Annotated in this window: 22 protein-coding genes; all 22 read left to right on the plus strand. The window is 51.9% G+C overall.

Annotated elements, in window-relative coordinates; genetic code table 11:
* The first annotated feature begins 2 nt into the window (after positions 1-2).
* The 22 genes from ACMYSN_RS22005 to ACMYSN_RS22110 all read left to right on the plus strand — a co-directional run bounded on the left by ACMYSN_RS22005 (position 3) and on the right by ACMYSN_RS22110 (position 24,890).
* On the plus strand, positions 3-1,727 hold the full coding sequence (locus ACMYSN_RS22005; protein ID WP_462496162.1) for an OmpA family protein: 1,725 nt from the start codon (positions 3-5) through the stop codon (positions 1,725-1,727).
* A 4-nt stretch (positions 1,728-1,731) separates the two neighbouring features.
* Entirely contained in the window at positions 1,732-2,223 is a 492-nt protein-coding gene (gene hcp / locus ACMYSN_RS22010; RefSeq protein ID WP_024558534.1) for a type VI secretion system effector Hcp, read from the plus strand.
* A 285-nt stretch (positions 2,224-2,508) separates the two neighbouring features.
* The gene (tssH, locus tag ACMYSN_RS22015; RefSeq protein WP_462496163.1) at positions 2,509-5,136 is read left to right on the plus strand and encodes an ATP-dependent Clp protease ATP-binding subunit; all 2,628 of its coding nucleotides are present in this window, start codon (positions 2,509-2,511) and stop codon (positions 5,134-5,136) included.
* Entirely contained in the window at positions 5,129-5,683 is a 555-nt protein-coding gene (locus ACMYSN_RS22020) for a type IV secretion protein Rhs (protein ID WP_462496164.1), read from the plus strand. The genes tssH and ACMYSN_RS22020 overlap by 8 nt, the downstream gene beginning before the upstream one ends.
* Positions 5,677-6,144 (plus strand): putative T6SS immunity periplasmic lipoprotein, encoded by a 468-nt coding sequence (locus ACMYSN_RS22025; RefSeq protein WP_462496165.1) that lies wholly within the window; start codon positions 5,677-5,679, stop codon positions 6,142-6,144. Before ACMYSN_RS22020 ends, ACMYSN_RS22025 begins: the two co-directional genes overlap by 7 nt.
* 87 nt (positions 6,145-6,231) lie before the next feature.
* Positions 6,232-6,441, plus strand: coding sequence for a hypothetical protein (locus ACMYSN_RS22030; protein ID WP_462496166.1), 210 nt, complete (start codon positions 6,232-6,234; stop codon positions 6,439-6,441).
* Positions 6,442-6,518: 77 nt separating this feature from the next.
* Positions 6,519-9,065, plus strand: coding sequence for a type VI secretion system Vgr family protein (locus ACMYSN_RS22035; protein ID WP_462496167.1), 2,547 nt, complete (start codon positions 6,519-6,521; stop codon positions 9,063-9,065).
* A complete protein-coding gene (locus ACMYSN_RS22040) occupies positions 9,062-10,975 on the plus strand; it encodes a lipase family protein (protein WP_462496168.1) in 1,914 nt (637 codons plus the stop codon). The genes ACMYSN_RS22035 and ACMYSN_RS22040 overlap by 4 nt, the downstream gene beginning before the upstream one ends.
* Positions 10,959-11,702: a hypothetical protein gene (locus ACMYSN_RS22045; protein ID WP_462496169.1), complete on the plus strand. Its 744-nt coding sequence runs from the start codon at positions 10,959-10,961 to the stop codon at positions 11,700-11,702. Before ACMYSN_RS22040 ends, ACMYSN_RS22045 begins: the two co-directional genes overlap by 17 nt.
* A gap of 157 nt (positions 11,703-11,859) precedes the next feature.
* The gene (locus tag ACMYSN_RS22050; protein ID WP_462496170.1) at positions 11,860-12,129 is read left to right on the plus strand and encodes a hypothetical protein; all 270 of its coding nucleotides are present in this window, start codon (positions 11,860-11,862) and stop codon (positions 12,127-12,129) included.
* Positions 12,130-12,178: 49 nt separating this feature from the next.
* The gene (locus ACMYSN_RS22055) at positions 12,179-12,595 is read left to right on the plus strand and encodes a hypothetical protein (protein WP_462496171.1); all 417 of its coding nucleotides are present in this window, start codon (positions 12,179-12,181) and stop codon (positions 12,593-12,595) included.
* A 269-nt stretch (positions 12,596-12,864) separates the two neighbouring features.
* Complete coding sequence (locus ACMYSN_RS22060) at positions 12,865-13,626, plus strand: hypothetical protein (protein WP_462496172.1); 762 nt, start codon at positions 12,865-12,867, stop codon at positions 13,624-13,626.
* 62 nt (positions 13,627-13,688) lie between these two features.
* Positions 13,689-14,117, plus strand: a complete 429-nt coding sequence (locus ACMYSN_RS22065; protein WP_462496173.1) for a hypothetical protein — start codon at positions 13,689-13,691, stop codon at positions 14,115-14,117.
* Between the two features lie 56 nt (positions 14,118-14,173).
* Entirely contained in the window at positions 14,174-14,440 is a 267-nt protein-coding gene (locus tag ACMYSN_RS22070; RefSeq protein ID WP_050141242.1) for a PAAR domain-containing protein, read from the plus strand.
* A 3-nt stretch (positions 14,441-14,443) separates the two neighbouring features.
* Entirely contained in the window at positions 14,444-15,598 is a 1,155-nt protein-coding gene (locus ACMYSN_RS22075) for a hypothetical protein (RefSeq protein ID WP_462496174.1), read from the plus strand.
* On the plus strand, positions 15,585-19,007 hold the full coding sequence (locus tag ACMYSN_RS22080) for a type VI secretion system membrane subunit TssM (RefSeq protein WP_462496175.1): 3,423 nt from the start codon (positions 15,585-15,587) through the stop codon (positions 19,005-19,007). Before ACMYSN_RS22075 ends, ACMYSN_RS22080 begins: the two co-directional genes overlap by 14 nt.
* Entirely contained in the window at positions 19,007-20,602 is a 1,596-nt protein-coding gene (gene tssA, locus ACMYSN_RS22085; RefSeq protein ID WP_462496176.1) for a TssA family type VI secretion system protein, read from the plus strand. Before ACMYSN_RS22080 ends, tssA begins: the two co-directional genes overlap by 1 nt.
* 19 nt (positions 20,603-20,621) lie before the next feature.
* Complete coding sequence (tssF, locus tag ACMYSN_RS22090) at positions 20,622-22,385, plus strand: type VI secretion system baseplate subunit TssF (RefSeq protein WP_462496177.1); 1,764 nt, start codon at positions 20,622-20,624, stop codon at positions 22,383-22,385.
* A complete protein-coding gene (tssG, locus tag ACMYSN_RS22095; protein ID WP_462496178.1) occupies positions 22,340-23,443 on the plus strand; it encodes a type VI secretion system baseplate subunit TssG in 1,104 nt (367 codons plus the stop codon). The genes tssF and tssG overlap by 46 nt, the downstream gene beginning before the upstream one ends.
* On the plus strand, positions 23,424-23,960 hold the full coding sequence (gene tssJ / locus ACMYSN_RS22100; RefSeq protein WP_462498313.1) for a type VI secretion lipoprotein TssJ: 537 nt from the start codon (positions 23,424-23,426) through the stop codon (positions 23,958-23,960). The genes tssG and tssJ overlap by 20 nt, the downstream gene beginning before the upstream one ends.
* Complete coding sequence (gene tssE / locus ACMYSN_RS22105; protein ID WP_462496179.1) at positions 23,953-24,405, plus strand: type VI secretion system baseplate subunit TssE; 453 nt, start codon at positions 23,953-23,955, stop codon at positions 24,403-24,405. Before tssJ ends, tssE begins: the two co-directional genes overlap by 8 nt.
* 14 nt (positions 24,406-24,419) lie before the next feature.
* Entirely contained in the window at positions 24,420-24,890 is a 471-nt protein-coding gene (locus ACMYSN_RS22110) for a hypothetical protein (protein ID WP_462496180.1), read from the plus strand.
* Positions 24,891-24,901 lie beyond the last annotated feature (11 nt).

Below are 24,901 nucleotides of genomic sequence, written 5' to 3' on the forward strand. Positions count from 1 at the left end.
CGATGCGGGATGCGTACCGAAGTCTGTTAACGGCCCTGAGTGCCGTTCTGGCGCTGTGGCTCATTCTGGGATTCTGGCCACTGTCCACGGGCAGCCGTGTGGCACTCAGCTTGCTGGTTGTTCTGGTGTCCGGGGTGATGCTCTGGCGTCAGCGTCGGGCCTCCCGGGCGAGGGCGACTGCTGTCCGGGAAATTGTGGATGAAAACCTGCCGCCGGAGGATTTTCAGGGGGCGGTGATCCTCGTCTGCGGCGACAACACCCGGCTGTTTGTGTCCGGTTCTCGTCACCGGGAGACCCGACAAGGCTGGTATCTGTGGGTGAAGGATGCAGAACAGCTGCCACTGCTGGCACAGCACCTGAGCCTGGTGCGCCCGGCCCTGGTGTTGCAAATCTCCGTCATGCTGGCGGTGGTACCTGAACAGCACACCTCCGGTGATGATTTTACCCAGAGTCTTCGGGGCTGGCAGCGGGCTGTCATCCAGTGCCGTGCGGCATTTGGCACTCTCCCGCCGCTGTGGACTGTGACCTGGGTATCTCCCCCTGTGGCCTGCGCGGAGGCAGAGCCTGTCTGGTTTACCACGGTAAGCCAGCGAAGCGGTATTCAGGTGTATCAGCCCGCTCAGGGCAATGTGTCACTGACGGAGTGGACCCGGGAGACCGGCTCAGACGGGCGTCTTTCGCGTCTGAGTCAGGGTTTGTGGCTGGACAGTCTGCTTGCCTGGCAGAACAGCGCGGTGAATGACCTGCTGTCAGTACGCCAGGGCGAACTACCGGTGATGAAGCCTTGCGTGCAGGGCATGTGCATGGTGCCGGTGGGTGGTATCGCGGGCAATCTCTGGCAACAGCACATCACTTCCGTGACGGCGCTGCCACCGGATGCCATTGTCACCACTGAGCCACTGCCGCTGCCTGAACTGCTGCTGCCGGCATTACCACGCCGACGGGGTGTCAGCCGCAGGATGGTGTTCTGGCGTTACGCCGGGTTGCTGAGCGGGATTTTCCTGGCGCTGGCCATGCTGGCGTCCTGGATAAACAACCAGCGTCTAATCCGTAATGTGGGCGATCACCTTGCGTTGTATCACCAGCTGACAGGGAATCCTGTTGCCCCGAAACTGCGGGCGCAGCAACGCCTCAGAGCCGACGGCGCATTGCTGGACGACTGGGCGCGTCGCGGGGAGCCACTGCGTTATCGCCTGGGTCTGTATCAGGGGCTGCGCCTGGTGCCGCCTGTTGAGGCTGCCGTCAGCGACTGGGCTCCACCGCCACCACCGCCACCGGTCATTAAGAAAATCATTCAGGGTCCGAAAACAATCCGCCTCGACAGCATGTCGCTGTTCGATTCCGGCAAATCCATGCTGAAGGCTGGCTCCACCAAAATGCTGGTCAACTCACTGGTCGATATCAAAGCGAAGCCGGGATGGCTGATTGTGGTGTCAGGTCACACCGACAACACTGGCAATCCAAAACTCAATCAGACGCTTTCACTTAAGCGTGCCGAAGCGGTGCGTGACTGGATGCGTGATACCGGTGATGTACCGGAAAGCTGTTTTGCGGTGCAGGGCTATGGCGCAAGCCGTCCTGTCGCAACCAATGACACGCCGGAGGGCCGTGCGCTCAACCGCCGTGTCGAAATCAGTCTGGTACCGCAGGCCAATGCCTGTCAGATACCAGGCCACACCCAGGCGTCATCGCAGGATGATGGCGCATCACAACACAATGGAGAGTAATTCCATGGCAATTCCTGTTTATCTTTGGCTGAAAGACGACGGCGGCGCGGACATTAAAGGGTCTGTGGACGTTCAGGATCGTGAAGGCAGCATCGAAGTTGTTGCTCAGGAACATAACCTGTACATCCCGACCGATAACAACACCGGCAAACTGACCGGTACCCGTATCCACACGCCGTTCCTGTTCACCAAGGAAATCGACTCGTCCAGCCCGTACCTGTACAAGGCGGTGACTACCGGTCAGACCCTCAAGTCTGCGGAATTCAAGTGGTACAAAATCAACGACGCGGGCCAGGAAGTTGAGTACTTCAACACGAAGTTAGAAAACGTGAAAGTGGTGAAAGTGAATCCTGAAATGTATGACATCAAGGATCCTTCTAAAGAGAAGCATAACCACCTTGAGCGCATTGAACTGCGTTACGAAAAAATCACCTGGACCTACAAAGACGGCAACATCATTCATTCCGATAGCTGGAACGAACGCGCCACGGCGTAATTGCTCGTCATATTTCGCGCTGTAGCGGCGTTGGCTACGTTCATCCACCCCGGTCACTTACTTCAGTAAGCTCCCGGGGCCGCACTCGCTTGCCGCCTTGCTACAGCACGAACTATTTAGAGCAACGGCCCTGCGGGCAGGTTTTTCTGCCCGTTTTTTGCTGAACGTCTGCCCATGCGGGCGTTGAGCAAAAAACATCACATCCCGGAAACAGACCTTATGGGCCTCGGTAACGGCCAGGGGCGGTAGCGTGCCTGAACGGTCCTCAACAGTGAGCAAGCAAACATGGAAAACCCGGCAATCCTTCTTCGACGTCTCAACCCTTACTGCGCCCGCGCAATGGAAGGGGCAGCCTCGTTGTGTCAGACCCGCGCGCACGCAGAAATTCTGCCGGAGCACTGGCTGTTGAAACTGCTTGAGCAGGGCGAAGGTGACCTTACCGTGCTGGCCCGCCGCTACGAGTGGGATATGGACGCCATCTGGCAGGACTTGCTCGGCTGGCTGGATAATCAACCGCGTTCGGTACGCAGTCGTCCCCAGTTGTCTGCCGATATTCAGAAATTGATGCAGGAAGCCTGGATGGAGGCCTCACTTGCCGGAGAGGAAAGTATCCGCAGCGTGCACCTGCTGATGGCGCTGACGGAAAACCCACGACTTGCTCACTGCGACGCACTGTGGCCACTGCTGACGCTGGGCCAGAGCCAGCTTGAGCGTCTGCGTCCGTTACTTGATGCGCAGTCGGACGAACGTCCGGAAGTACAGCAGGAAGCAGAGCTGGCACAAAATCACGGCAGTGAGGTGGAGTTTGTCGATGCGGAAGTAAAAGAAGGAGAACTGAGTCCGGCGCTGCAGAACGCGCTGGATAAATTCACCCTCGATGTCACCGCCAAAGCGAAAGAGGGCAAGATCGACCCGGTCTTTGGTCGTGATACTGAAATCCGCCAGATGGTGGATATTCTCTCGCGCCGTCGCAAGAACAACCCAATTCTGGTCGGTGAACCGGGTGTGGGGAAAACCGCGCTGGTGGAAGGTCTTGCACTGCGTATCGCCGAAGGTAACGTACCTGAATCCCTCAAGCCGGTCATCCTGCGCACCCTTGACCTCGGCCTGTTGCAGGCGGGGGCAGGCGTGAAAGGTGAGTTCGAACAGCGCCTGAAAAACGTCATCGATGCGGTGCAGCAGTCACCGGTGCCGATTTTGCTGTTTATCGACGAAGCGCACACCATCATCGGCGCGGGCAATCAGGCGGGTGGCGCGGATGCGGCCAACCTGCTGAAGCCGGCACTGGCGCGCGGCGAACTGCGCACCATCGCTGCCACCACCTGGTCCGAATACAAGCAGTACTTCGAGCGTGATGCCGCCCTGGAGCGCCGCTTCCAGATGGTGAAGGTCGACGAGCCGGATGATGACACCGCCTGCCTGATGCTCAGAGGCCTGAAATCCCGTTATGCCGAACATCACAACGTGCATATCACCGATGATGCGGTCCGTGCCGCTGTCACGCTTTCCCGCCGTTATTTAACAGGACGCCAGCTGCCGGATAAAGCGGTTGATTTGCTCGACACCGCCGCTGCCCGCGTGCGCATGAGCCTCGATACGGTGCCTGAACAAATTGTGCGCCTGAAAGCACAGCTGACCGCACTGGAACTGGAAGAGCAGGCGCTGCTGGAAGACATCGCCTCCGGCAGCAACCGTCACGGTGACCGCCTGGGCGCCATTGAGCAGCAGCGGACTGAGCTGGAAGCGCGTATTGCGGAACAGGAATCTCGTTTCAGCCACGAAAAGGCGCTGGTACAGCAGCTGATGGCCAGCCGACAGGACATCAGTCAGCAGGCAGAAATTTCGGATCTGCAGCTGAAACTGGAGCAGGCGCAACAGGGCGACGTGCTGGTTCAGGTGGATGTGGACACCCGCACGGTTGCCAACGTGATTGCCGACTGGACCGGCGTACCGCTGTCTTCGCTGATGAAAGACGAGCAGACCGAACTGCTGACGCTGGAAAATGAAATCGGCAGCCGCGTGGTCGGGCAGGGCGTGGCGCTGACCGCCATCGCCCAGCGCCTGCGTGCGGCAAAAACAGGACTGACGTCAGAGAACGGTCCGCAGGGCGTGTTCCTGCTGGTCGGCCCGAGTGGCGTCGGTAAAACTGAAACAGCGCTGGCGCTGGCAGACGTGCTGTACGGCGGTGAAAAATCGCTGATTACCATCAACCTGTCCGAGTACCAGGAGCCGCACACCGTTTCCCAGTTAAAAGGTGCTCCTCCGGGTTACGTGGGTTACGGTCAGGGCGGTATTCTCACTGAAGCGGTGCGCAAGCGCCCGTACAGCGTGGTATTGCTCGATGAAGTCGAGAAAGCCCACCGTGACGTGATGAACCTGTTCTACCAGGTCTTCGACCGCGGCTTTATGCGCGACGGCGAAGGGCGTGAAATCGACTTCCGCAATACCGTTATCCTGATGACCTCCAACCTCGGCAGCGATCACCTGATGCAGTTGCTCGACGAACAGCCGGAGGCCACCGAAGGCGATCTCCACGAACTGCTGCGTCCGATACTTCGAGACCACTTCCAGCCGGCGCTGCTCGCCCGCTTCCAGACCGTGATTTACCGTCCGCTGGCTGAAGCGCCTATGCGCATCATCGTTGAGATGAAGCTCTCACAGGTCAGCAAGCGCTTACATCGTCACTATGGCCTGACCACGCATATTGATGAGAGCCTGTATGACGCCCTGACCGCCGCTTGCCTGCTGCCGGATACCGGCGCACGCAACGTCGACAGCCTGCTGAATCAACAAATTCTGCCGGTGCTGAGCCAGCAACTGCTGACCCACATGGCGGCAAAACAGAAACCACACTCCCTGACGCTCGGCTGGAGTGAGGAAGAAGGGATTGAGCTGGAGTTTAAACATGGCTGAAGAAACTCAGGATCAGTTCAGAATTAAAGAAGGTGGTGTCAGACCACTTACGGCCGGTGAGATACAGCTTGCACAATCTGTTTTCTTATCCACTATCGATTACCCAACAGTCTGGATCCACAGAGAGAGTTATCTCCCTTTTAATCTACAAGATAAGAATACGGCTATGACTCCAAACGGGGAGATCTATTTTCGTGATCTATATTTCGATGATTTCTCACAGACAACCGACAGTTTTCAGCATCTGTTCATCCATGAAATGAGTCATGTCTGGCAGCGTGAAAAAGGAATGAATGTGATCTTCAGAGGGCTGGTGAGCTGGATGGTGAGTTACCGTTATACCCTTGATGGTCGTCTCTTAAGCGAATATCCGATGGAGCAGCAGGCGCAGATTATTGCAGATAATTTTGTTTTACAGACATTTGGGTATGAAATCTGGAATCACCTTGAAAATAAAAGATATCCCGATATTACGCTCGATGGGGATACTTCTGAGTCGGTGATACGTGAGGGATATAAAAATGCTTTGAGGGGCTTTCCATGGTGAGACGTAACTATTTTATTAAGCTTAATACTTTATCGTTAGCGTTTTTTTGTCTTTCAATCCTGACGGGATGCCCTGGACCAGGTGACAGATTTCGTTTTGAAGAAACTGCACAGGTGAGTAAAAAGGGTGATAATGTTTGCGTGAATATTGATAATGCACAAGATTATCAGCCAGTAGATATGGGTATCAATCTACGAGGGACGCCTTCAAAGGAAAAAGATTTTAATTTCTCTCCCGACCTTAAGGTTATTGAAGGAGAGTTATGTATTCCTCCGTCTTATTTTCATTTTGGAAATGGTAGCAAGTATATTGTTGAGTTTGTACTTCATCCAACACTTGATAATAAAGAAGCGAGAAGCTTTGTCGTTGGTGTCGGTATTAATAATAATCAAGTGTATAATTTCCCTTTGACAGACCGCGAATTCGCGAGGCCGTATGGTTCAATTCAGGTGCCAGAATAGCAAGTGTAATAAGTGTCCGTATTTAAAGTTTTTCTTGTAAATATATAATTTACTCTTTTATTTCCTGAAGTCGGGGTGGCTAACTGAGTGAAAATTTTCATCTTCTTTCTGTTCACTATCGTTGGTGTTCTATTTCTTCCTGATGCTTTTATTTGCGCGTTTGTTAAGCGTTTTATTTCCGTCAGTGGTGATGGGGAATATGCAATGGATAACTTTGAAATGACCGTATTGCTGGTAAAAGCCCTCATATGTGCTGTCGGGGCTGGAGCCCTAATCACTCTTTTCCGTACTCACTGAGTACCCCTGATAAAACCTGCTATTTGCCTTTAGGCAATAAAGTCATGGACGGCAGGTTATCCCATGGAGTCAATATCATGAGTCTGACAGATACGCTTAAGAATACCCTGTCTGCGCTAACTGAAGGCGGACTGAACCGCTACCGCCTGGATATTCCGTCCTGCACGGCAGATATCGATGTGGAGAATTTCAGCGGTAAGGAGTTCATGAGTGAGCTTTATTACTACCAGGTTGTCTTTACCAGCAGCGAGCAGAATATTAATTCAACTCAATTGTTGACCAAGCCAGCGACGCTGACCATGGGAACCGGGCCTCTGATGGGGCTGACCGGGCAGAAAGTGGTGCATGGTGTGGTGACGCATTTTAAGCGTATCAGTGGCTCACGTGACCAGGCGATGTACCAGATTATTATTGAGCCGTTCCTGTCTTTGCTGCGCAAGCAATTCCGTACCCACCGTTTTTTCGTCAACAAGTCGGTACCAGAAGTCGTCACCGAAGTATTACAGGAACATGGCCTGAAAGGCTGGGAGTATGAGTTCACCCTCAAAGCCGACTATCCGAAGCGTGAACAGATTAACCAGTACAAGGAAAACGACCTCGCCTTCATTGAGCGTCTGTTGGCCGAAGTGGGGATTTTCTACTTCTTTACCCTGCAACCTGACACCCAGACCGAAGTGGTGCATTTCGCAGACAAGCAGAGCGCATGGACGTTCGGTAAGTCTCTGCCGCTCAGCAGCCCATCGGGAATGAGTGACAATGCAGCGGATTCAGTCTGGGGGGTTAACGTCCGACAGAATGTGGTTGAGCGTAATGTCACCGCCAGTGATTACAATCACCGTGAAGCCCAGAATGTCCTGACCTCTGTACCGGCGGACATGACCCGCGGCGACGGTGACGGAGTTACCTACGGCGATGTGTACCATTATCGCCCGCGTCACCTTGAACGTGGCGATAAAATCACACCTTCAGCAGAAACCGGTAACTTCTGGGCGCGCCTGGAGCATGAACGTTTTCTGTCCAGGCAGACGACTATCAGCGGCAGCAGCAATGATGCGACACTTTCTCCGGCACAGGTACTGACCATCACTGAATTGGCTCTTCAGCGGACGCTGCCGTCAGAAATAGAAAACGGAATTATCATTACCCGCACGGGTTACATTGCCAGCCGTAAGAATGCCCTGGTGGTGATGTGGGAAGGGATGCCGTACTACGAGAACCGTTGCTGGCGACCAGCCCCTAAAAAGCGCCCGGTGGTCAGCGGCACGCTGATGGCGCGTGTGACCAGCGCCAAAGATAACGATATTTACGCCTGGCAGGATGCATCCGGCATGTACCGTGTGAAATTCGATGCCGACCGCGACGATAAACGCCAGGGCATGGAAAGTATGCCGGTGCGTTTTGCCAAGCCTTACGGTGGGGACAAATACGGCTTCCACTTCCCGCTGATACAGGGCACTGAAGTCGCCATTGCCTTCCACGAAGGCGATCCGGATCGTCCGTATATTGCCCATGCCCTCCACGACTCCCGCCACGTTGACCACGTCACTGAGGCCAACAGCACGCGCAATGTTATCCGCACAGCTGGCCTGAACAAGCTTCGGATGGAGGACAAGCGCGGCGAAGAGCACGTTAAGCTCAGTACGGAGTATGGCGGCAAGACCCAACTTAATTTAGGACACAACGTCGATGAGGAGCGCGTTGTTAGAGGAGAAGGTGCAGAGTTGCGCACTGATGATTGGGTAGCTGTTCGGGGGGGGAAAGGGATTTTACTAAGTGCTGACTCTCAGCCAAATGCTGACGGTATAATGCTCGATATGCATGAAGCTGTACAGCAGCTGGAACAGGCTCTTTCTCTCGCAAAAAGTCTCAGCAAAGCAGCTGAGACAGCAAAAGCAACTTCGGCAGATTCAGATAGCCAGTCAAGTCTGAATAGCGCGCTGTCCGGACTGCAAAAACCAGGAATATTAGCTCATTCACCGATGGGTATTGGGATGGTCAGTCCAGAAGCAGTTCGGATTGCGTCTGGAAGTCAAAGTGTAGGAATAGTATCTGGTCGCAATACGGATATAAGCGCCGCTCAGTCGGTAACTGTTGCGGCGTCGAAAGCTGTAAGTCTTTTTGCACAAAGTGCAGGGATGCAACTTTTTGCAGGGCAGGGCAAAGTTGATGTACAGGCGCAGGGAGACGCACTGAATGTTCAGGCATTGAAGGATGTCACTGTTACCAGCAATAGCGGTAGCGTGACGGTAAATGCCAGCAAGGAATTAACCCTTGTTTGTAATGGAGCTTATATCAAGATCAGTGGCGGAAATATTGAGCTTGGATGTCCGGGGAATATCCTGCTGAAAGCTGCGAATGTGCAAAAAATGGGGGTGGCAAACTTAAATTTGTCTCCTCAGAAACTGCCTAAAGGATTTAAAGGCGGGTTTGCAATAACTAACCAGGAAACGGGTGAAGTGATGCCTTACACCCATTATAAAGTCACCACCGCTGAAGGTGATATTTATTCAGGGACAACAGATAAGCTCGGCAATACTATGCCAATTTATACTGCGTCTCCATCATCAATGAAAATTGAGTTTCCTCTAAGCAGTACTGACAGCGAACAAGGAGCGTCATTATGAGCGAATCAAGAACATCTGCTGTAGGGACATTCGGTAGAGCCCAGGCTCCGGCGCAAAAAAAATGCTGGATTGAAATTCAACTGGTTGATGAAAATGACAACCCTGTAAAAAGTATGGCTTGTCGCGCTGAAAATGAGGCATCACGCGATAAGGTTATAGAACCATATACTGGAATAACCAATTCTGAAGGGGTGTTTAGGATTGATGACTTGCTTCATCCTGACCTCACCCTTTTTGTTGAAGCTCAATCACTTGCTGATGAAATGGAAAAAAGGACACTAAACATTGAAAGGACTAATTCCTATTCGATGAAAATGTCACCGGTTACCGTAGATAAGAAGACCAACCTTATTTGCTATTATGTGGTTATAGGACAGCTATGTGATAAAGCACCTCAAATACTAGGTTGGGAAGCTAAGGAACTACCTGGATTTCACTTTCCAGATCCAGAGTTTTCAGGGTTAACGATCTCGAATATGTATTTTAATGCGCGAGTAATAGTGAAAATCTGTCCGTTTAGGGCTTGGAATATTCTTCTCCATCATACAAAAGAATATTCGATTGTTAATGCTATGAATTTAGGTTTGTTGGCTAATTGCGCATATAAAGAAAAAGTAGATGTTCTTTCCTTATTTAATAAAAAATTCCAGGATTTATCTGAAGTTCCCTTGTTAGGCTATTGTCCTATAGTTATAGATGTACCTTTTAGTGAACGCTATATAGACCCGGTTTTTTTAGATACTACAGAGGGAAATAATGGAGAAGGGGGGACGCAACTATTTTATCTTCATAATGGCAAGCAGATAATAGTTGCATGGAGAGGTACTGAGCCATCTGCAGGTGCAGATATAGTGACAGATGCTAAATTCTTTCCAGTGCCCTGCCTAGATATTTCCCCCGTAGGGCAGTGTCATCGAGGTTTTTTAGAGGCATTTAGGCTTGCGCAACGACTTTTCCCTGAAGATTTTGAACGATTAAATTCCTTGCTTGCAGGACGAGAGTTATTTATTTGTGGGCATAGCTTAGGTGGCGCGTTGACATTGCTACAAGCATCAAAGCTGATAAATTACAACCCTGTTATTTATACTTACGGCATGCCGCGTACATTTACAAGAAACGCGATATCGTCGTTGGGGAACATTACACACTATAGACATGTAAATGATACTGATACGGTAACCAGTATACCTATGGAAGTTGATGTTGATAATGAAATGTATAAACTTTGGGCCAATATGGCTGTCGTTTTCGGTTTCCCCAAAGCGCTTGCTGACACTGCTATCAGTGTCAAAAATAAATCACAGGATCCATATTGGCATCACGGAGATATTGTTGTTTTTTTAAAAGCTGAGCAAACGGTAGTTAGTTTAAAAAAAAGGCAGTTTGCAGCTACCGGTGTTGATTTTGGTAGCAACTCTCCTATTGTAAGAATAAAAGAAATTGCATTTAAAAAAACAAAGTTATATCTCGTTCCAGAACTTAATGAAAGTGCATTTTGTGAATCAAAGGAAAAACAAGAAAAATTCATCGGGTGTCTTGATCCTAAAAGTATTGAGCGATTCTTTAAGAAGAATACAAACCCTGATCTTGATTCATTAACGAACCCAGCAAATCACTCAATGGAAAATAAATACATTCCATTTTTGAATAATCAACTTTTGGAATTGACAGACTCTTCAAGAAAATTGGAACGAAAGATTAAACGAAAGGAGTTTGAATCTCTGGTGGATAAATCAATGAATTCATCTGATGAGACATCAATGGACGAAGCTGTGCGCAATAAGTTATTTCTAGAATTGCAAAATCTTTTGCCTCAGACATTGAAAGCTACTCAGGGAAGTGTTGTGAACGAGAATGCACTCGTTCGTTTTAACGAGAGGGCGAAAGAACAATATGAAAACATTAACTAAATATCTTCTTTCAGCAATATCCTTGTTTTTATGCTCTTGTAATAAAGATGAGGCATTCTCGCCTTCAGAAAAAGGAGAGAATATTTTGATTTCTATCCAATTGCCAAAATCTCTAGAAATGCTACCTCTGAGGGTTATGTATCGTTCCGATATTTGTCATAAAAAGCAAGTTAATGGTGCTGGACATAGTTATGAGGTACCAGGTTATAAAACTATGAAGCTTTCATTAGATAATGAGGGTAAGGAAAAAGGGTACAAATTACCAATCCCTAGAGATGGTGGCGGTGATTGCAAGTGGAAGCTAAGCAACTTAACACTTAGTTTTCACAGCATTCTTGGGGATGGTACTTCTCATAGTGTTCCAATTAGTGAGGTTGTAATATTCGATGATAATGATCCTCAACGGATTAGTGGATCATACCAGGATGTTAATGGGGATCTTGATCTGACTGGTGATTATTTCCCAATGGTTACTACATATCACATCAATGGTTATAAAAAAGTCGAATCAATTATTAGAAGTACTCCTGATAAGATGTATCGGGTACGTAACGGAGGGCGTATTTATTTTCATCCGCGATTTCATTCTACCAAAACTATTTATGCCGTAGAGCCTAAAGAACAAAAAGTCGGCGAATATATGTCTATTACTTATCCGGATGGAACGACTAAATCCTCTCCTTATTTTCCTGACTATAAAAAGATTCAATCACTAATTAGTGAGTAATATTCATGCATACTAAACTAGTTTATTGATGAAGTGTTAAAAAATGGCTGGCTCCTAACGTTACAACTCATTCATTCCAGAACGTTAGATATTTCCACTACTGATACTACTTATCGCAATAGTCTTGTTCGCTTTAGACACATCGCTAAGGAAGAGTATGAAGATATCAGCTGAAGCTATATTGGTTATACTGTTAACGTTACAAATTACTGAATGCGATGGAAATGACAAATTTACCACCGACTCCAAAATGGGAAGCGTTAAGTTGGTAGTGAAACTTTCGGATGAAATGGAATTATTACCTGTTGGGTTCATGTATCGTTCAAATCTGTGTCATAAAAAACGCTATAACTCTGATGGAAAATCAGATGAGGAACCAAGTTTTAACTATACAAAAATCCAGTTAAAAAAAGAAAAAATGCTCTGATTATAGTTCTTTAGTTCCATCCAATGGAGGAGGGCAATGTGATTGGAAGTTGAGTAATGTGATTATAGATATCCAATATAGAGTTGATGCATTCAAAGGAAAAGTTGATCATGTTGTAGGTTCTGGCATTATTGTTATTTTTGATGATAATTATCCACAGAGAGATGATGGTGTTTATGAAGATGTCACGGGAGATTTATTAATTTCAAAGCGTTACTTCCTATGGGTCAATGAACGTTTTTTAAATGGGTATTCAAGGGACTTATGGACATACAGTAAAAGATTATATTCTACCTATAAAACAAAAAACACTTATAGAATTTTATTCGCTCCTGAGTCTAATTCCGATTTAATAACGTATTCGATTGGTCCAAAAGTGAAAGTGGTGGGGGTTTCACAAGATATATTTATCCAGATGGTGAGGTTGTCAATGATGGAGATGCGTTTCCATATTTTAATAAACTAGAAAGTATTTCAGATAGACATGGCACAAAGTTAGATTGAATATGTTAATGCCGCCTCTCGGAACTAAATAGTTGCGCGGATTAGTGCTACACTTTTTGCCTGCTGGCAATGCATCGAAATCAACAAAAAACACCTCGAAAAATGAAGTGGAAAGGAATAAGATTTTTTTATCTTTGCAAGAAATGATGCCAAAAATATTAGGGATATCAAAGACCGAGAGCAATTGGGTGAATGCATTGGTCAGATTTAAAAATACTGCAAAGGAAGAATATGAAAATATTAATTAAGAATATGGCGTTCATCTTTCCTTTTCTTTTGTTAGGCTGTGATAAAGATGAGTCATTGAATCCTCCGCCTGATAGTGAAATGGTTTCTGTAATTGCAAAGATGCCAACTGACAGTAAAATACTGCCATTGGAAATTATGTATCGTTCAACCACTTGCTTGAAGAGCCGTAAAAATTCAAATGGGGATGTAGTAAAAGAGCCCGGGTATCATTTTATCAAGAAAGAATTCAATCATGTATCAGGTGACAGTATATTTAATCTAGACGTTTCACGCGATGGTGGCGGGCAGTGTAATTGGCGATTAAGCAATATAACCTTAGGTTTTAATTTAAAAGAACCCCCGTCAGATAAAGATGAAAAAAGTGAAAACATTCCAATTAAAGAAATTATTGTATTTGATGACAATTCACCTCAGCGGCTAAGTGGACCATATGAAATTATTAATGGAAATGCCACTCTGAATGAGGATTATTTCCCTTTAATAACAGAGCGCAGGAGAATTGGTAGCCCAGTTGAATATTCCATTGTTAGGTCCTCACCAGATGTGATTTATAAATCAACATCGGCAAAGGAAGTTATTTTTGAGCCTAGGCTTCATTTTTTAAAAACCTTGCGCGCCACAGAGCCATCGGTGCAAAAGGTCGGGGTATATATGTCAGTGTTGTACCCAGATGGAACCGTTGAGAACGGGCCATATTTCCCTAATTACAAAAAGCTTCAGTTGCTTGCAAAAGGTAGTGATTGATTGTTATTTATAATTAGAAAGTGATTTTAAATTTGAATTGTCGCTCAAAATACATGGTGGTTATGAAATATTTTTCACGAATTCTCTACGGAATTTCAGCACTATGCTTTTTAGCTGCTTTATATTTTCCCTCTTTTAGCACAGATACAGGTTCAAGTGATGGTCTTGCTTTACTTATAGCTGGAGGGGGTGGTCTTTTTGTTGATCCTGGTGCTTCATTTTCTTGGTTAGCTAATCCATTTTATATAGCATCACTTATAGGAGTGATTAATAAAAAAGAAAATAATCTATTGTTCATATTGTCTCTGGTGTCATTTGTTTTAGCCATTTCTTTCTTAGGAGTGAAAAGCATTATTGTAGACGCTGGAGGTCGTGACAGATTAATAATCTCTTATGGCTTAGGTTATTGGATGTGGGTATCTGCTCCGTTTATCATGATGGTTGGTCAATATATCGACATTAAACGGTGTGAAAGATTTAAATACAGCTGAATTGATTTTGCTAATGGCTTTATTTTTAGATCGTAAATGGTTGCGGAGATTTCAATATGTCAAACGGTTTTGTATTGCTGGGAGATAAAACAACGCATGGTGGAGAAGTGATCTCTGCTTCTTCAACTATGATAGTTAATAATAAAAAGGTGGCCTTAGTAGGGGATAAAGTAAGTTGTCCTAAAGAAGGCCACGGAATAAATGCCATTATAGAGGGTTCGCCTGAATGGTCTTCTGATGGTAAATCAGTTGTCGTGGATGGTTGCCATTGTGAATGTGGTTGTCAGGTAATCTCCAGCGCGCCGGATTGCGCTATAGGATAATCAATGAGTTGGGAGCGTCAAAAATCACATGTTACTCCGATGCCGGAAGAACCTTCTCTTCTTATCTGGCTTATCGGTGGCCTCGCTGCCTTGATCGCAGGAGGGTTGATCTTCGTTCTCCATGCTAATCAGTTGCTGGGAGCAGGGCAGAGTTACAATATTTGGGTTGTGTCCGGCTCTCCACCACTTATCTGGATTTTTTGCATTTGCTTGAGAGCCTGGATCTATAACAATGGTGTTGATAAGCACGAATTTGAATCGAAAGAAGCTGACTACTCTCAACAGCAATGGACCGAATGGGCCGGGCGTTATCTGGCTGTAATGGGCAGTGAAGTGATCCTGCCTCAGTCACTGACAGTGCCAATGTTCATACCTGGAAGTACCGAATTAGAGGAATACAACGGGTTAGTCAGGCGGCTTGATATTAGCCCAGCCATAACAGCGTCATTAAAACAGCTCGACGGCGTTAAAGTTGAGCTGATGCGATTACCAACAGATATAGCGTTGAAGGCATTTCTGCTAACTGATTCACCTGAGGAAGATGCTGCGCTAAAAGCGATCTTTGATGAATGCTGGCGTGAGTTGATGCCAGCGGAGCGTCCTGCCCCCACATTGTCAGTGCAGCGCTCTCTTTCTTTTGATTCTGTAGAACAAAGAATTAAAACGCCAGATATTTCTGTTGAGCTTGTCATGGTGCAACAGTTGTGTGGTCGTGATCGATATAGCGATGCGCTTGCTACGCTGTTGCTGACAACTGATGATGTTGCGACCAAATATGAACTAGGCCACAACGTACGTCTGCTCCGTCCTATGTCTCTGGAAGGCGATGACATGCTCAGTGAATTTGATCTCTACTTTTCTACTCAGACCCAGTCTATCAATACTCAGCATGTCATCGGTGACCATGTTCGTTGGGGGAAGTCGTTTTCATTGATGCTTAAAGCCAGTGAGTTATATCAGGGGCACTGGAAAACAGAACAGCTGCACTGGCTTGAGACATATGCCGGGCGCTGCGGGCCATTTTCCCCCTGGATAATGACTGCCATAGTCAGTGATGCGGTACAGCTACTGAAGACAGACTGTCTGATGTTATCGGAAGGTGAAGGGCAGCGTTTTATTAATACCGTGACAACAGGGAATGAGAATGAAAGCAGTTGAGGATACTGTATGGCGTGGGAACTGGGGGCGTTTCGGGCTGACAATAATTATTACTGCGGTAGTCGCCTGGCTTATCTGGAATTACGGTGACAAGGTTGGTTTGGATACTAGAGGCTTAAAATGGCTTGGGTTCGCAGGCGCTATGATTTTGGTTTTATTCATTCGCCATGGCGGGATCGTGCGTCAGGCAATCCAGGAGCGCTGGCACCGTTTTCAGGCTAAGCGAAAGAATGTCCTGCCTGCCGATGAAGGCCGTGTCAAGCAGACCGCGCCTCGCAATGTCACCGTCGATACCATCCGTGACGCCATGCGTAACCTCTACGGTCGGCGTTGGGGGCGTAAAACACGCATCCTGCTGATAACCGGCACGGCTTCAGAAGTAGAACAACTGACACCGAAGCTAACTACTCAGCTCTGGCAGGAAGATCGCGGCACGCTGTTACTGTGGGGCGGTGACCTCAATACGCCAGCAGACAGCGCTTGGCTGACCGCGTTGCGTAAACTGCGCCGCCGTCCGGTGGATGGGCTGGTGTGGGTCACCTCGGCCTTTGACCAGCTCTCAACGCCAGGGCTGGAGCAGCCGCAGCCGGTACCGTCTGAAAGCACCATGGATTCCCTGTCTCACGCCATCAGCGCGCGTATGGAAACGCTTGGCTGGCAGCTCCCGCTGTATGTCTGGTCCCTGCACCCGCGGGCCGGTAAGCCGGAAGGGCGCATTACTCAGGCCGCCGGTTGTCTGTTACCTGCCGGTTGTCGTACCGAAGGGCTGGCAGAACAACTCTCCGCCCTGACGCCAGATTTGACTTCACAGGGCCTGCAGCAGACCTGCGGTGAAGTGAAACATAACTTCCTGCTGACGCTTGCCGACCAGCTTATTCGTGAGCCGGAGAGCGTGACTGCGCCGCTGGCGGTGATGCTCAATCCGTACCGCCCGCTGCCGCTGGCCGGCGTGGTGTTCAGTCAGCCCTCTGCCGGTGCCGAACGTGCCGTGACACACCACTGGGGCATGGATAAGCGCTGGGATGTTCTGCCTGAGTCTGTCCGCACGCTTCCTGCCGGGCTGCGCCCGCGCAAACCGGGCATTCCATGGCGCAAAGTGTTTACATCACTTGTGGCACTGGCGATGGTGGGCTGGGCTGCGTGGATGAGCATTGCGTATGTCACCAACCGCAGCCAGATTTATGGCGCGAATGCCCAGGCCGCACTTGCTGCCCGACAAAACCAGCCGCTGGAGCAGCGCCTGCACGCGTTGTCTGAACTGCAGAAAACTCTGGCCCGTCTACAGTACCGCTCTGAGCATGGCGTACCGTGGTACGAGAAGGCCGGGTTGAGCCAGAACAATGCGCTGCTGGCGGCACTCTGGCCACGTTATCAGGACAGCGCACTTCCGCTATTGCGGGATGCGGCTGCTGACCATCTGCAGAAGCAGCTCAGCGCTTTTAACGCGTTGCCGCCGGGTAGCCCGCTGCGTGAGCAGATGGCAAAAGCCACCTATGACCAGCTCAAGCTCTATCTGATGCTGGCCCGCCCGGAACACATGGACGCCGCCTGGTTCAGCTCTGCGCTGCTGCAGGACTGGCCGAAGCGTAACGGTGTGAAAGACGGCATCTGGCAGGGAGGGGCTCCGTCACTGCTGTTGTTCTATGGCGCGCAGCTGGTTGCTCATCCAGAGTGGAAATTGCGGGCTGATGAGAGCATGGTCAGCCAGGCGCGCTCCCTGCTGGTTCGCCTGATGGGCGTACGTAACAGTGAATCGACCCTGTACCAGAAGATGCTCTCCCAGGTGGCGCACCTGTATGTCGATATGCGCCTTGAAGACATGACCGGCGATACTGATGCATCCCGTCTGTTCAGCACCACGGAAATCGTGCCGGGCATGTTCACTCGCCAGGCCTGGGAGCAGGCCGTGCAGCCGGCCATCGAGAAAGTGGTGAAAGCGCGCCGGGACGAGCTCGACTGGGTGCTGACTGACAGCAAGCGTCAGGTGAATAAACAGGACGAGACCTCGCCGGAAGCGCTAAAAAAACGCCTGACGGAACGCTACTTCGCTGATTTTGGCGGAGCCTGGCTGGAGTTTCTCAATAGCCTGCGCTGGAACCGGGCTACCACACTGTCGGATTCCATTGACCAGTTGACCCTGATGGCCGACGTTCGTCAGTCACCTCTGGTGGCACTGATGAATACCCTGAACGTACAAGGGCGCACCGGGCAGACCGGGGAGGCGATTTCGGACTCACTGGTGAAATCAGCCAAAAACCTCCTGGGCGGTAACAACAAGGATGCCATTGACCAGAGCGCCGGTGTTCATGGCCCACTGGATGCAACCTTCGCCCCGGTATTGGCCCTGATGGATAAGAACCGGACCGGTGCACAGGAGCAGAGTCTGCAGTCGTATCTGACCCGTGTGACGCAGGTGCGTCTGCGTCTGCAGCAAGTGACCAATGCTGCTGACCCGCAGGCCATGACCCAGACCATTGCCCAGACCGTATTCCAGGGTAAAGCCGTTGACCTGACCGAAACCCGCGACTACGGCAGCTTGATTGCAGCAGGCCTGGGTCAGGAGTGGAGCGGTTTTGGTCGTACGATGTTTGTGAACCCGATGGAGCAGGCCTGGCAGCAGGTGCTGACCCCGGCGGCCGACAGCCTCAATGCCCAGTGGCGGCAGGCGGTGGTGGCTGAGTGGAACAGTGCCTTTGGCGGCCGTTATCCGTTCAATAACTCCAGTAGTGATGTTTCTCTTCCGCTTCTCGCGAAGTACCTCAACGCGGATTCCGGGCGTATCGCCCAGTTCCTGCAAACCCGTCTTAAGGGGGTTCTGCATAAAGAAGGCAACCACTGGGTACCGGACAGCATCAACTCGCAGGGGCTGGCGTTTAACCCGGCGTTCCTCAATGCCATCAACACCCTGAGTCATATCTCGGATGTGGCCTTCACCGAAGGCAATGCCGGCATGAACTTCGAACTGCGCCCGGGCACTGCTGATGGCGTGATGCAGACCGACATGATTATCGACAGCCAGAAGCTGACCTACGTGAACCAGTTACCCGCATGGAAGCGCTTCTCGTGGCCTGCGGATACGGAAGCACCCGGAGCTAACTTAAGCTGGATTAGCACTCAGGCCGGAACCCGTCAGTATGCAGACATTCCTGGTGCCTGGGGCTGGATACGCCTGCTTGATAAAGCTGCCGTCAGTGCTTATCCGGGTGTCGGTAGCAGCTACAGCCTGAGCTGGAAAGCTCCGGACGGCCGTTCACTCAATTACACCCTGCGTACTGAAGCCGGCGAAGGCCCACTGGCGCTGCTGAAACTGCGTAACTTCCGTTTGCCGGAAAACATTTTTAACACGAGTGGGGTGGCAGCGTCAGGCCAGGTTGCCAGTATGGACAATGATGCAGAGGAGGTCTACTGATGAGCAAGCTCAATGCCTTACTCAGTGCCTGCCAGACAGAGCAGGCTTCCATGCTTGCCACCACCCGTGAGCGAATGGCGCAGTGGGATAACTGGCTGCAGCCGCTGCCCGGTTCATCACCAGTGGGCGAAGACCCGGGCTATGACGATGACTTCCAGCAGATGCGCGAGGAGGTCAACAAACTCTCCGGCGCGGATACCGAACTCATCTGCCAGCTGGCAGAGAAGCTGCTGACCACCACCGCCAAAGATATTCGTGTGGCAACATATTATTGCTGGGCAAAACTTCATCGGGAAGGCGAATCAGGGCTGGCTGACGGGCTTGAACTGCTGGCTAGTCTGCTGGCGCGCTTTGGTTCACAACTCCACCCGCAGCGTGACCGCAGCCGTAAGGCGGCACTGGAATGGCTGGCGGGGGCGCGCATGACGGATTCGCTTTCCCTGTACCCGGAAGTGGTCAGGGAGGAGGCTGTGCGCACCACCGGGGCGCTGCTGCTGATCGCACAACTTACCGAAAACGATCCGGATGAAACCCGGCCGGAACTCAATGCGCTGTACGGTGCGCTGGAAAGCCGTCTGCAGAAAGCGGGGGGGGTGGATGCGGTAGTGCCACAGAACGCCAGTACCAGCGAAACCCCTTTGTCTGCCAGCCACAGCGATGCCCCAGCCATCGGGCGGATCACCTCCGGTCAGGATTTGCTGGCTCAGGCCCGCACCCTCACCGAATACCTGCGCGAGCAGCCGGACGGCTGGCTGTCAGCACACCATCTGATGAAAAGCCTGCGTCACGACACCCTGCGGGCCATCCCGGCCCCGGATGCGCAGGGGCGCACGCGTATTGAACCACCAAGAGCGGATCAGCGCGCGTTGCTCAAGCGCCTTTACCTGCAGCAGAACTGGGCTGAAATGCTGGAGACGGCCGACAGCACGTTTTCCCGCGGTGCAAATCATCTGTGGCTTGATTTGCAGTGGTACATCCACCAGGCGCTGACGAAATCCGGCAAGGAAACGCTGGCCGACATTGTCGCGTCTGATCTGAAAGGGCTGTTGTCGCGCCTGTCCGGGCTGGAGACGCTGGCTTTCAGTGACGGAACGCCGTTTGCGGATGAAGTGACGCTGAACTGGATCCAGCAGAGCGTGCTGGACACCGTCGGCGGTTGGGGCAATGACACGCCATCAGCTCCGGTAACTCCCGGTAACGATGACATTCTGGCGCTGGAGCCGGAAGCCGTGGCGCTGGCCGACAGTGAAGGCCCGGATGCCGCGCTGGGCTGGTTGCAGACCCGGCCGGGCATGACCACCGATCGTCAGAAATGGCTGTTGCGCCTGCTGATGGGCCGCATTGCTGAGCAGTACGGTAAAAATGAACTGGCGGTGCACCTGTTTGCAGAACTGGGTGAGCGAGCAAGAGAAGTGACCCTAAGCAGCTGGGAGCCTGAGCTGCTGTTTGAGGTCCAGGCCCGCCATCTGAAACTCCTGCGTCTGAAAGCCGGTCGCAGTGAGGCTGATAAGACCCGCCTTACACCGGTAATGGACCAGTTACTTGCCGGGCTGATCGCCGTCGATCCCGCCCGTGCCGCCGTGCTTTGCGGTTAAATCCACAGGAACTGAATAAATGGAAGATTTGACCCTGCGTTATTACGACGCGGAAATGCGCTACCTCCGTGAAGCGGCCAAAGAATTTGCCCAGACCCACCCGGACCGGGCCGCGATGCTGGATCTGGATAAGGCCGGCACACCCGATCCCTATGTCGAGCGTCTGTTCGAAGGCTTTGCTTTCTCGATGGGACGGCTGCGGGAGAAGATTGACGACGACCTGCCGGAACTGACTGAAGGGCTGGTCAGCATGCTCTGGCCACACTACCTGCGTACCATCCCGTCGCTGTCGGTGGTGGCGTTCACGCCTGCGCTTCAGGCGGTGAAAATGGCAGAAGTGATGCCCGCGGGACTGGAAGTGTATTCCCGCCCGGTGGGACCTAAAAACACGGTCTGCCGTTACCGTACCACCCGCGATGTGATGCTCAACCCGCTGAACATCTCAGGGGTGACCATGACCACCGAGCCTGACGGACGTTCGCTGCTGCGGATGCGTTTTGCCTGCAGCACTCAGGCGGACTGGTCCCATGCTGACCTCAGTCACCTGAGTCTTTATCTCGGGGCGGATGCGTCCGTCAGCAGCCAGCTGCACCTGATGCTGACCAAACGGCAGGCTGCCCTGTATATGCGCCTGCCCGGGCAGACCGACCGCATTCGCCTTGACGGGTACTTCTCGCCGGGCGGGTTTGCGGAGGAAGACGGGCTGTGGCCGAAAGGGGATACCGCGTTCAGCGGCTACCAACTGCTGCTGGAGTACTTCACCTTCCGCGACAAGTTTATGTTCGTCCACCTCAACGGCCTGGACGGCATTACGCCGCCTGCCGGGGCAGAGTACTTCGATATTGAAGTTGTGTTCAGCACGCCGTGGCCATCAGACCTGCCGGTCACCGATGACGCGGTTCGTCTGCACTGCGTGCCCGTCATTAACCTGTTCACCCTGGAAGCGGACCCGCTCACCATCACCGGCCTTGAAAGTGAGTACCTGCTGCGCCCTAAACGGCTGCAGGACGGACACACCGAGATTTATGCCGTGGATTCAGTTACCGGCTCAAACCGCACCAGTGATGCCGAATACGTGCCGTTCAGCAGCTTCCGCCATAAAGGCGGGATGATGCGCCGTCACGCGCCGCCTCGCTATTACCACACCCGCGTCAAGCGGGGCGTCACCGGGCTGTATGACACCTGGCTGATTCTGGGGGGGCACCAGTGGGAGGATGACCGCCTGTTTGAGCGCGAAGCGGTGTCGCTGCAAATAACCGGCACCAACGGACAGTTACCGCGCCGGGCGCTCACGAGCACGTTGCTCGACCGCTGTGAACAGGTGGTCAGCACATCACTGACGGTGCGCAACCTCTGCAAGCCGACGCTACCGGTTTACCCGCCTGCCGAAGACCGTTTCCACTGGCGGGTGCTGAGCCACCTCGGCTCCGGGTTCCTGAACATGATGAGCACCGCCGAAGTGCTGCGCGGGACGCTGGCGCTGTATAACTGGCAGGAAGATGAACTGAACACCCGCCGTCTGGAGGCGATTCAGCAGGTAGAGCACCATCGTCTGCAACGCTTTGAGCAGGGCTACCTGTTACGGGGGCTGGATATTGAAGTGACCCTCGACAGCAACGGCTTTACCGGCGAGGGGGATATTCACCTCTTTGGCGAAATGCTCAACCGGTTCTTTGCGCTGTATGCCGACATGAACCAGTTCAACCAGCTCACCCTCATCGTACAGCCAGAAGGAAAATGCATCCGGTGGAAAGAGAACCACAGTCCACGCCTGCCCGGCTGATGGAGCAGTTGCGGCAGTACCTGCCGTACATGAACTTTTATCGCTTCTGCCAGATACTCGAGCAGAGCCAGCCGGGTAAACCGGTCATCGGCAGCACCTGGCAGGTGCGTCATGAGCCTGTACGCTTCCGGCCGCATCCGGGCATGGGCTTTCCGGCCTCCGAAATCAAAGGGATTGAGCCGCCTGAGCATTCTCACCTGCCGCCGACGGTGCGCATCACCTTTATGGGGCTCTACGGTGTGGAGTCCCCGCTGCCGACGCACTATATCGATGACATCACCCAGCGTTGTGAGGGCTATGAGGCCACGGCGGATTTCCTCGATATCTTCAACCACCGGCTGATAGCCCAGTACTACCGCATCTGGCGCAAATACTCTTACCCGGCGAGCTTTGAAGCGGGCGGTAAGGACAACATCTCGCAGTATCTGCTGGGCCTGGCAGGGCTTGGCATCGACGGCTGCACGGACAGCATTGCCGCGCCTGCATCACGCTTCCTCGCGCTGCTGCCGGTGATGCTGCTGCCGGGTCGAACGGCCGAAGGTCTGGCCTCGCTGGTACGCCTGCTGGCACCTGACACACAGGCGAACATCTGGCACCACGACAAACGCCGTGTGCCACTGATAAAGCCACTGACCATGAGCGTCAGTCAGCCTGTCATCCTGACCAGCCGCCCGGTGATGGGTAACTATGCCACTGATGTGAACAGCCAGGTACTGATGCGCCTGACCTCCACTAATCCGGAAGAAGTGCAGGGCTGGCTGCCCGGTGGCGAGCTGCACACGGACCTGATGGCGCTGCTGCATGTCTATCTTGGCTCCCGCCTCGATGTGCGGTTACAGCTGTGCGTCGACCGCAGTCTGCTGCCTGACGCGACCATGAGCAGTAAATCCAAAACCGGGGCGGTGCAACTGGGGCGCACTGCCGTGATGCGACCGCTGAATGCGGCGAATACCGCTGCACACCCCAAAACAATCACCATTCATCTGGGCCGCTATGAGCGGGTTCAGGAAAATCTTCACCACAGGGAGACCGATGAGCATGGCGATTACCGCTGGTAAATTTCCTCTGGCCGCGCTGGTCGCCGGTATCACTCTGATACTGGCGGGCTGTGGGCTAACTCAAAAAGTGACAGACGGCACCGTCGCCGTGACCAAATCGATTTTTTACAAGCAGGTAAAAACCCTCCACCTTGATATCCGCGCCCGTGAGGCCGTCAACAGCAATGCTGGTGGTGTGGCACTGTCGACGGTGGTACGCATCTACCAGCTTAAGGACCGCAAAACCTTCGACACCACCGACTACCCGTCGTTGTTCAGGGCTGACAGCCAGGTCATCCAGGCAGACCTGATGGTGGAGAAAGATATTCGCCTGCAGCCGGGTGGGGCGGTGATGGTCGATATGCCGATGGATGAAAATGCGCAGTATGTCGCAGTGGCCGGCATGTTTATGTCGCCGGACCAGGTGAACAATACCTGGCGGGTGGTGCTGAGCCGTGATGACCTCTCCCCGGATAAAGCCCGGGTGATTGAGGCCGGTAACAACCGCCTGACCCTGAAGGTGCTGAAAGATGAGTGACACCCCTCGTCCATCGCTGTATGAAGCGCTCTATAACAATTTCACGGGCGGGCTCGACCTGCATCAGGTTAGCGAACAGAACCAGACCATCCTGTCCGTGCTGGACAATATGCAGCGTATTCTGAACTGCCGGGCCGGGACGCTGGCACATTTGCCCGACTATGGGCTGCCGGATATGACCACCATAATCCACGGGCTGCCGGGTACCGAGCATGACCTGATGGACACGCTCTCCGGCGTGCTGCTGAAGTATGAGCCTCGGCTAAAGCAGATTGCGGTGGTACTCCAGGAGCAGACCACGCCCGGTGAACTGTGCTATGCCATTGATGCCGAGCTGAAGGGCATTGGCCTGGTGCGCTATGGAACGGAATTTATGCCAGAAGGGCGGGTTCTCCTGCGACACCTGAAGCAACAGCAGTATATCGATACCACAACCCTTCTGTAAGGCCAGATAGCATCATGTCAGTAAAATCACAGTTTCTAGAAAAATTGCAGGCCAGACAGCCTGATCCGGCCACATTTGTCAGCAAGACTCAGGCTGATATTGCAGAGTTTCGCCTGCGAATGGGGCAGCTTCAGGGGCAGATGGACGAATGGCTGGTGGGTACCGGACTGAACGTGGAGACGTTTACTGCCTCTGTTACGGATTTGCTGGTTGAGGGCGGGGCTTTTGATATTGCCGCCCTCGTGCTGTGTTATGAAAACCGGTCCGTAAAATTTGTGCCAGCATTCCTGTATGGTCAGGGTGTGACCGGGTGTGTGGAGACGTCCTTCCATGATAGAGGGCATGTGACTTCATCGGGGCGTTTATTTATGCGGTCAGGAACGGTGAACAACTGGACCTTTAGTCTGCCTGGTGCTTTATACCGCCCCAGGCAGAGTTTTGATGAAAGCACTTTCTTTAACCTGATTTTTGCTCTTCTACCATAGTGGGTGCTGAA

This window comes from Klebsiella sp. R445, assembly GCF_051131755.1.
In the GTDB taxonomy this organism is placed as follows: domain Bacteria; phylum Pseudomonadota; class Gammaproteobacteria; order Enterobacterales; family Enterobacteriaceae; genus Klebsiella; species Klebsiella lignicola.

Coding starts and splice junctions, on each gene's coding strand:
- ACMYSN_RS22005 (WP_462496162.1), top strand. CDS start 3: ATGCGGGATGCGTACCGAAGTCTGTTAACGGCCCTGAGTGCCGTTCTG.
- hcp (WP_024558534.1), top strand. CDS start 1,732: ATGGCAATTCCTGTTTATCTTTGGCTGAAAGACGACGGCGGCGCGGAC.
- tssH (WP_462496163.1), top strand. CDS start 2,509: ATGGAAAACCCGGCAATCCTTCTTCGACGTCTCAACCCTTACTGCGCC.
- ACMYSN_RS22020 (WP_462496164.1), top strand. CDS start 5,129: ATGGCTGAAGAAACTCAGGATCAGTTCAGAATTAAAGAAGGTGGTGTC.
- ACMYSN_RS22025 (WP_462496165.1), top strand. CDS start 5,677: ATGGTGAGACGTAACTATTTTATTAAGCTTAATACTTTATCGTTAGCG.
- ACMYSN_RS22035 (WP_462496167.1), top strand. CDS start 6,519: ATGAGTCTGACAGATACGCTTAAGAATACCCTGTCTGCGCTAACTGAA.
- ACMYSN_RS22040 (WP_462496168.1), top strand. CDS start 9,062: ATGAGCGAATCAAGAACATCTGCTGTAGGGACATTCGGTAGAGCCCAG.
- ACMYSN_RS22045 (WP_462496169.1), top strand. CDS start 10,959: ATGAAAACATTAACTAAATATCTTCTTTCAGCAATATCCTTGTTTTTA.
- ACMYSN_RS22050 (WP_462496170.1), top strand. CDS start 11,860: ATGAAGATATCAGCTGAAGCTATATTGGTTATACTGTTAACGTTACAA.
- ACMYSN_RS22060 (WP_462496172.1), top strand. CDS start 12,865: ATGAAAATATTAATTAAGAATATGGCGTTCATCTTTCCTTTTCTTTTG.
- ACMYSN_RS22065 (WP_462496173.1), top strand. CDS start 13,689: ATGAAATATTTTTCACGAATTCTCTACGGAATTTCAGCACTATGCTTT.
- ACMYSN_RS22070 (WP_050141242.1), top strand. CDS start 14,174: ATGTCAAACGGTTTTGTATTGCTGGGAGATAAAACAACGCATGGTGGA.
- ACMYSN_RS22075 (WP_462496174.1), top strand. CDS start 14,444: ATGAGTTGGGAGCGTCAAAAATCACATGTTACTCCGATGCCGGAAGAA.
- ACMYSN_RS22080 (WP_462496175.1), top strand. CDS start 15,585: ATGAAAGCAGTTGAGGATACTGTATGGCGTGGGAACTGGGGGCGTTTC.
- tssA (WP_462496176.1), top strand. CDS start 19,007: ATGAGCAAGCTCAATGCCTTACTCAGTGCCTGCCAGACAGAGCAGGCT.
- tssF (WP_462496177.1), top strand. CDS start 20,622: ATGGAAGATTTGACCCTGCGTTATTACGACGCGGAAATGCGCTACCTC.
- tssG (WP_462496178.1), top strand. CDS start 22,340: ATGCATCCGGTGGAAAGAGAACCACAGTCCACGCCTGCCCGGCTGATG.
- tssJ (WP_462498313.1), top strand. CDS start 23,424: ATGGCGATTACCGCTGGTAAATTTCCTCTGGCCGCGCTGGTCGCCGGT.
- tssE (WP_462496179.1), top strand. CDS start 23,953: ATGAGTGACACCCCTCGTCCATCGCTGTATGAAGCGCTCTATAACAAT.
- ACMYSN_RS22110 (WP_462496180.1), top strand. CDS start 24,420: ATGTCAGTAAAATCACAGTTTCTAGAAAAATTGCAGGCCAGACAGCCT.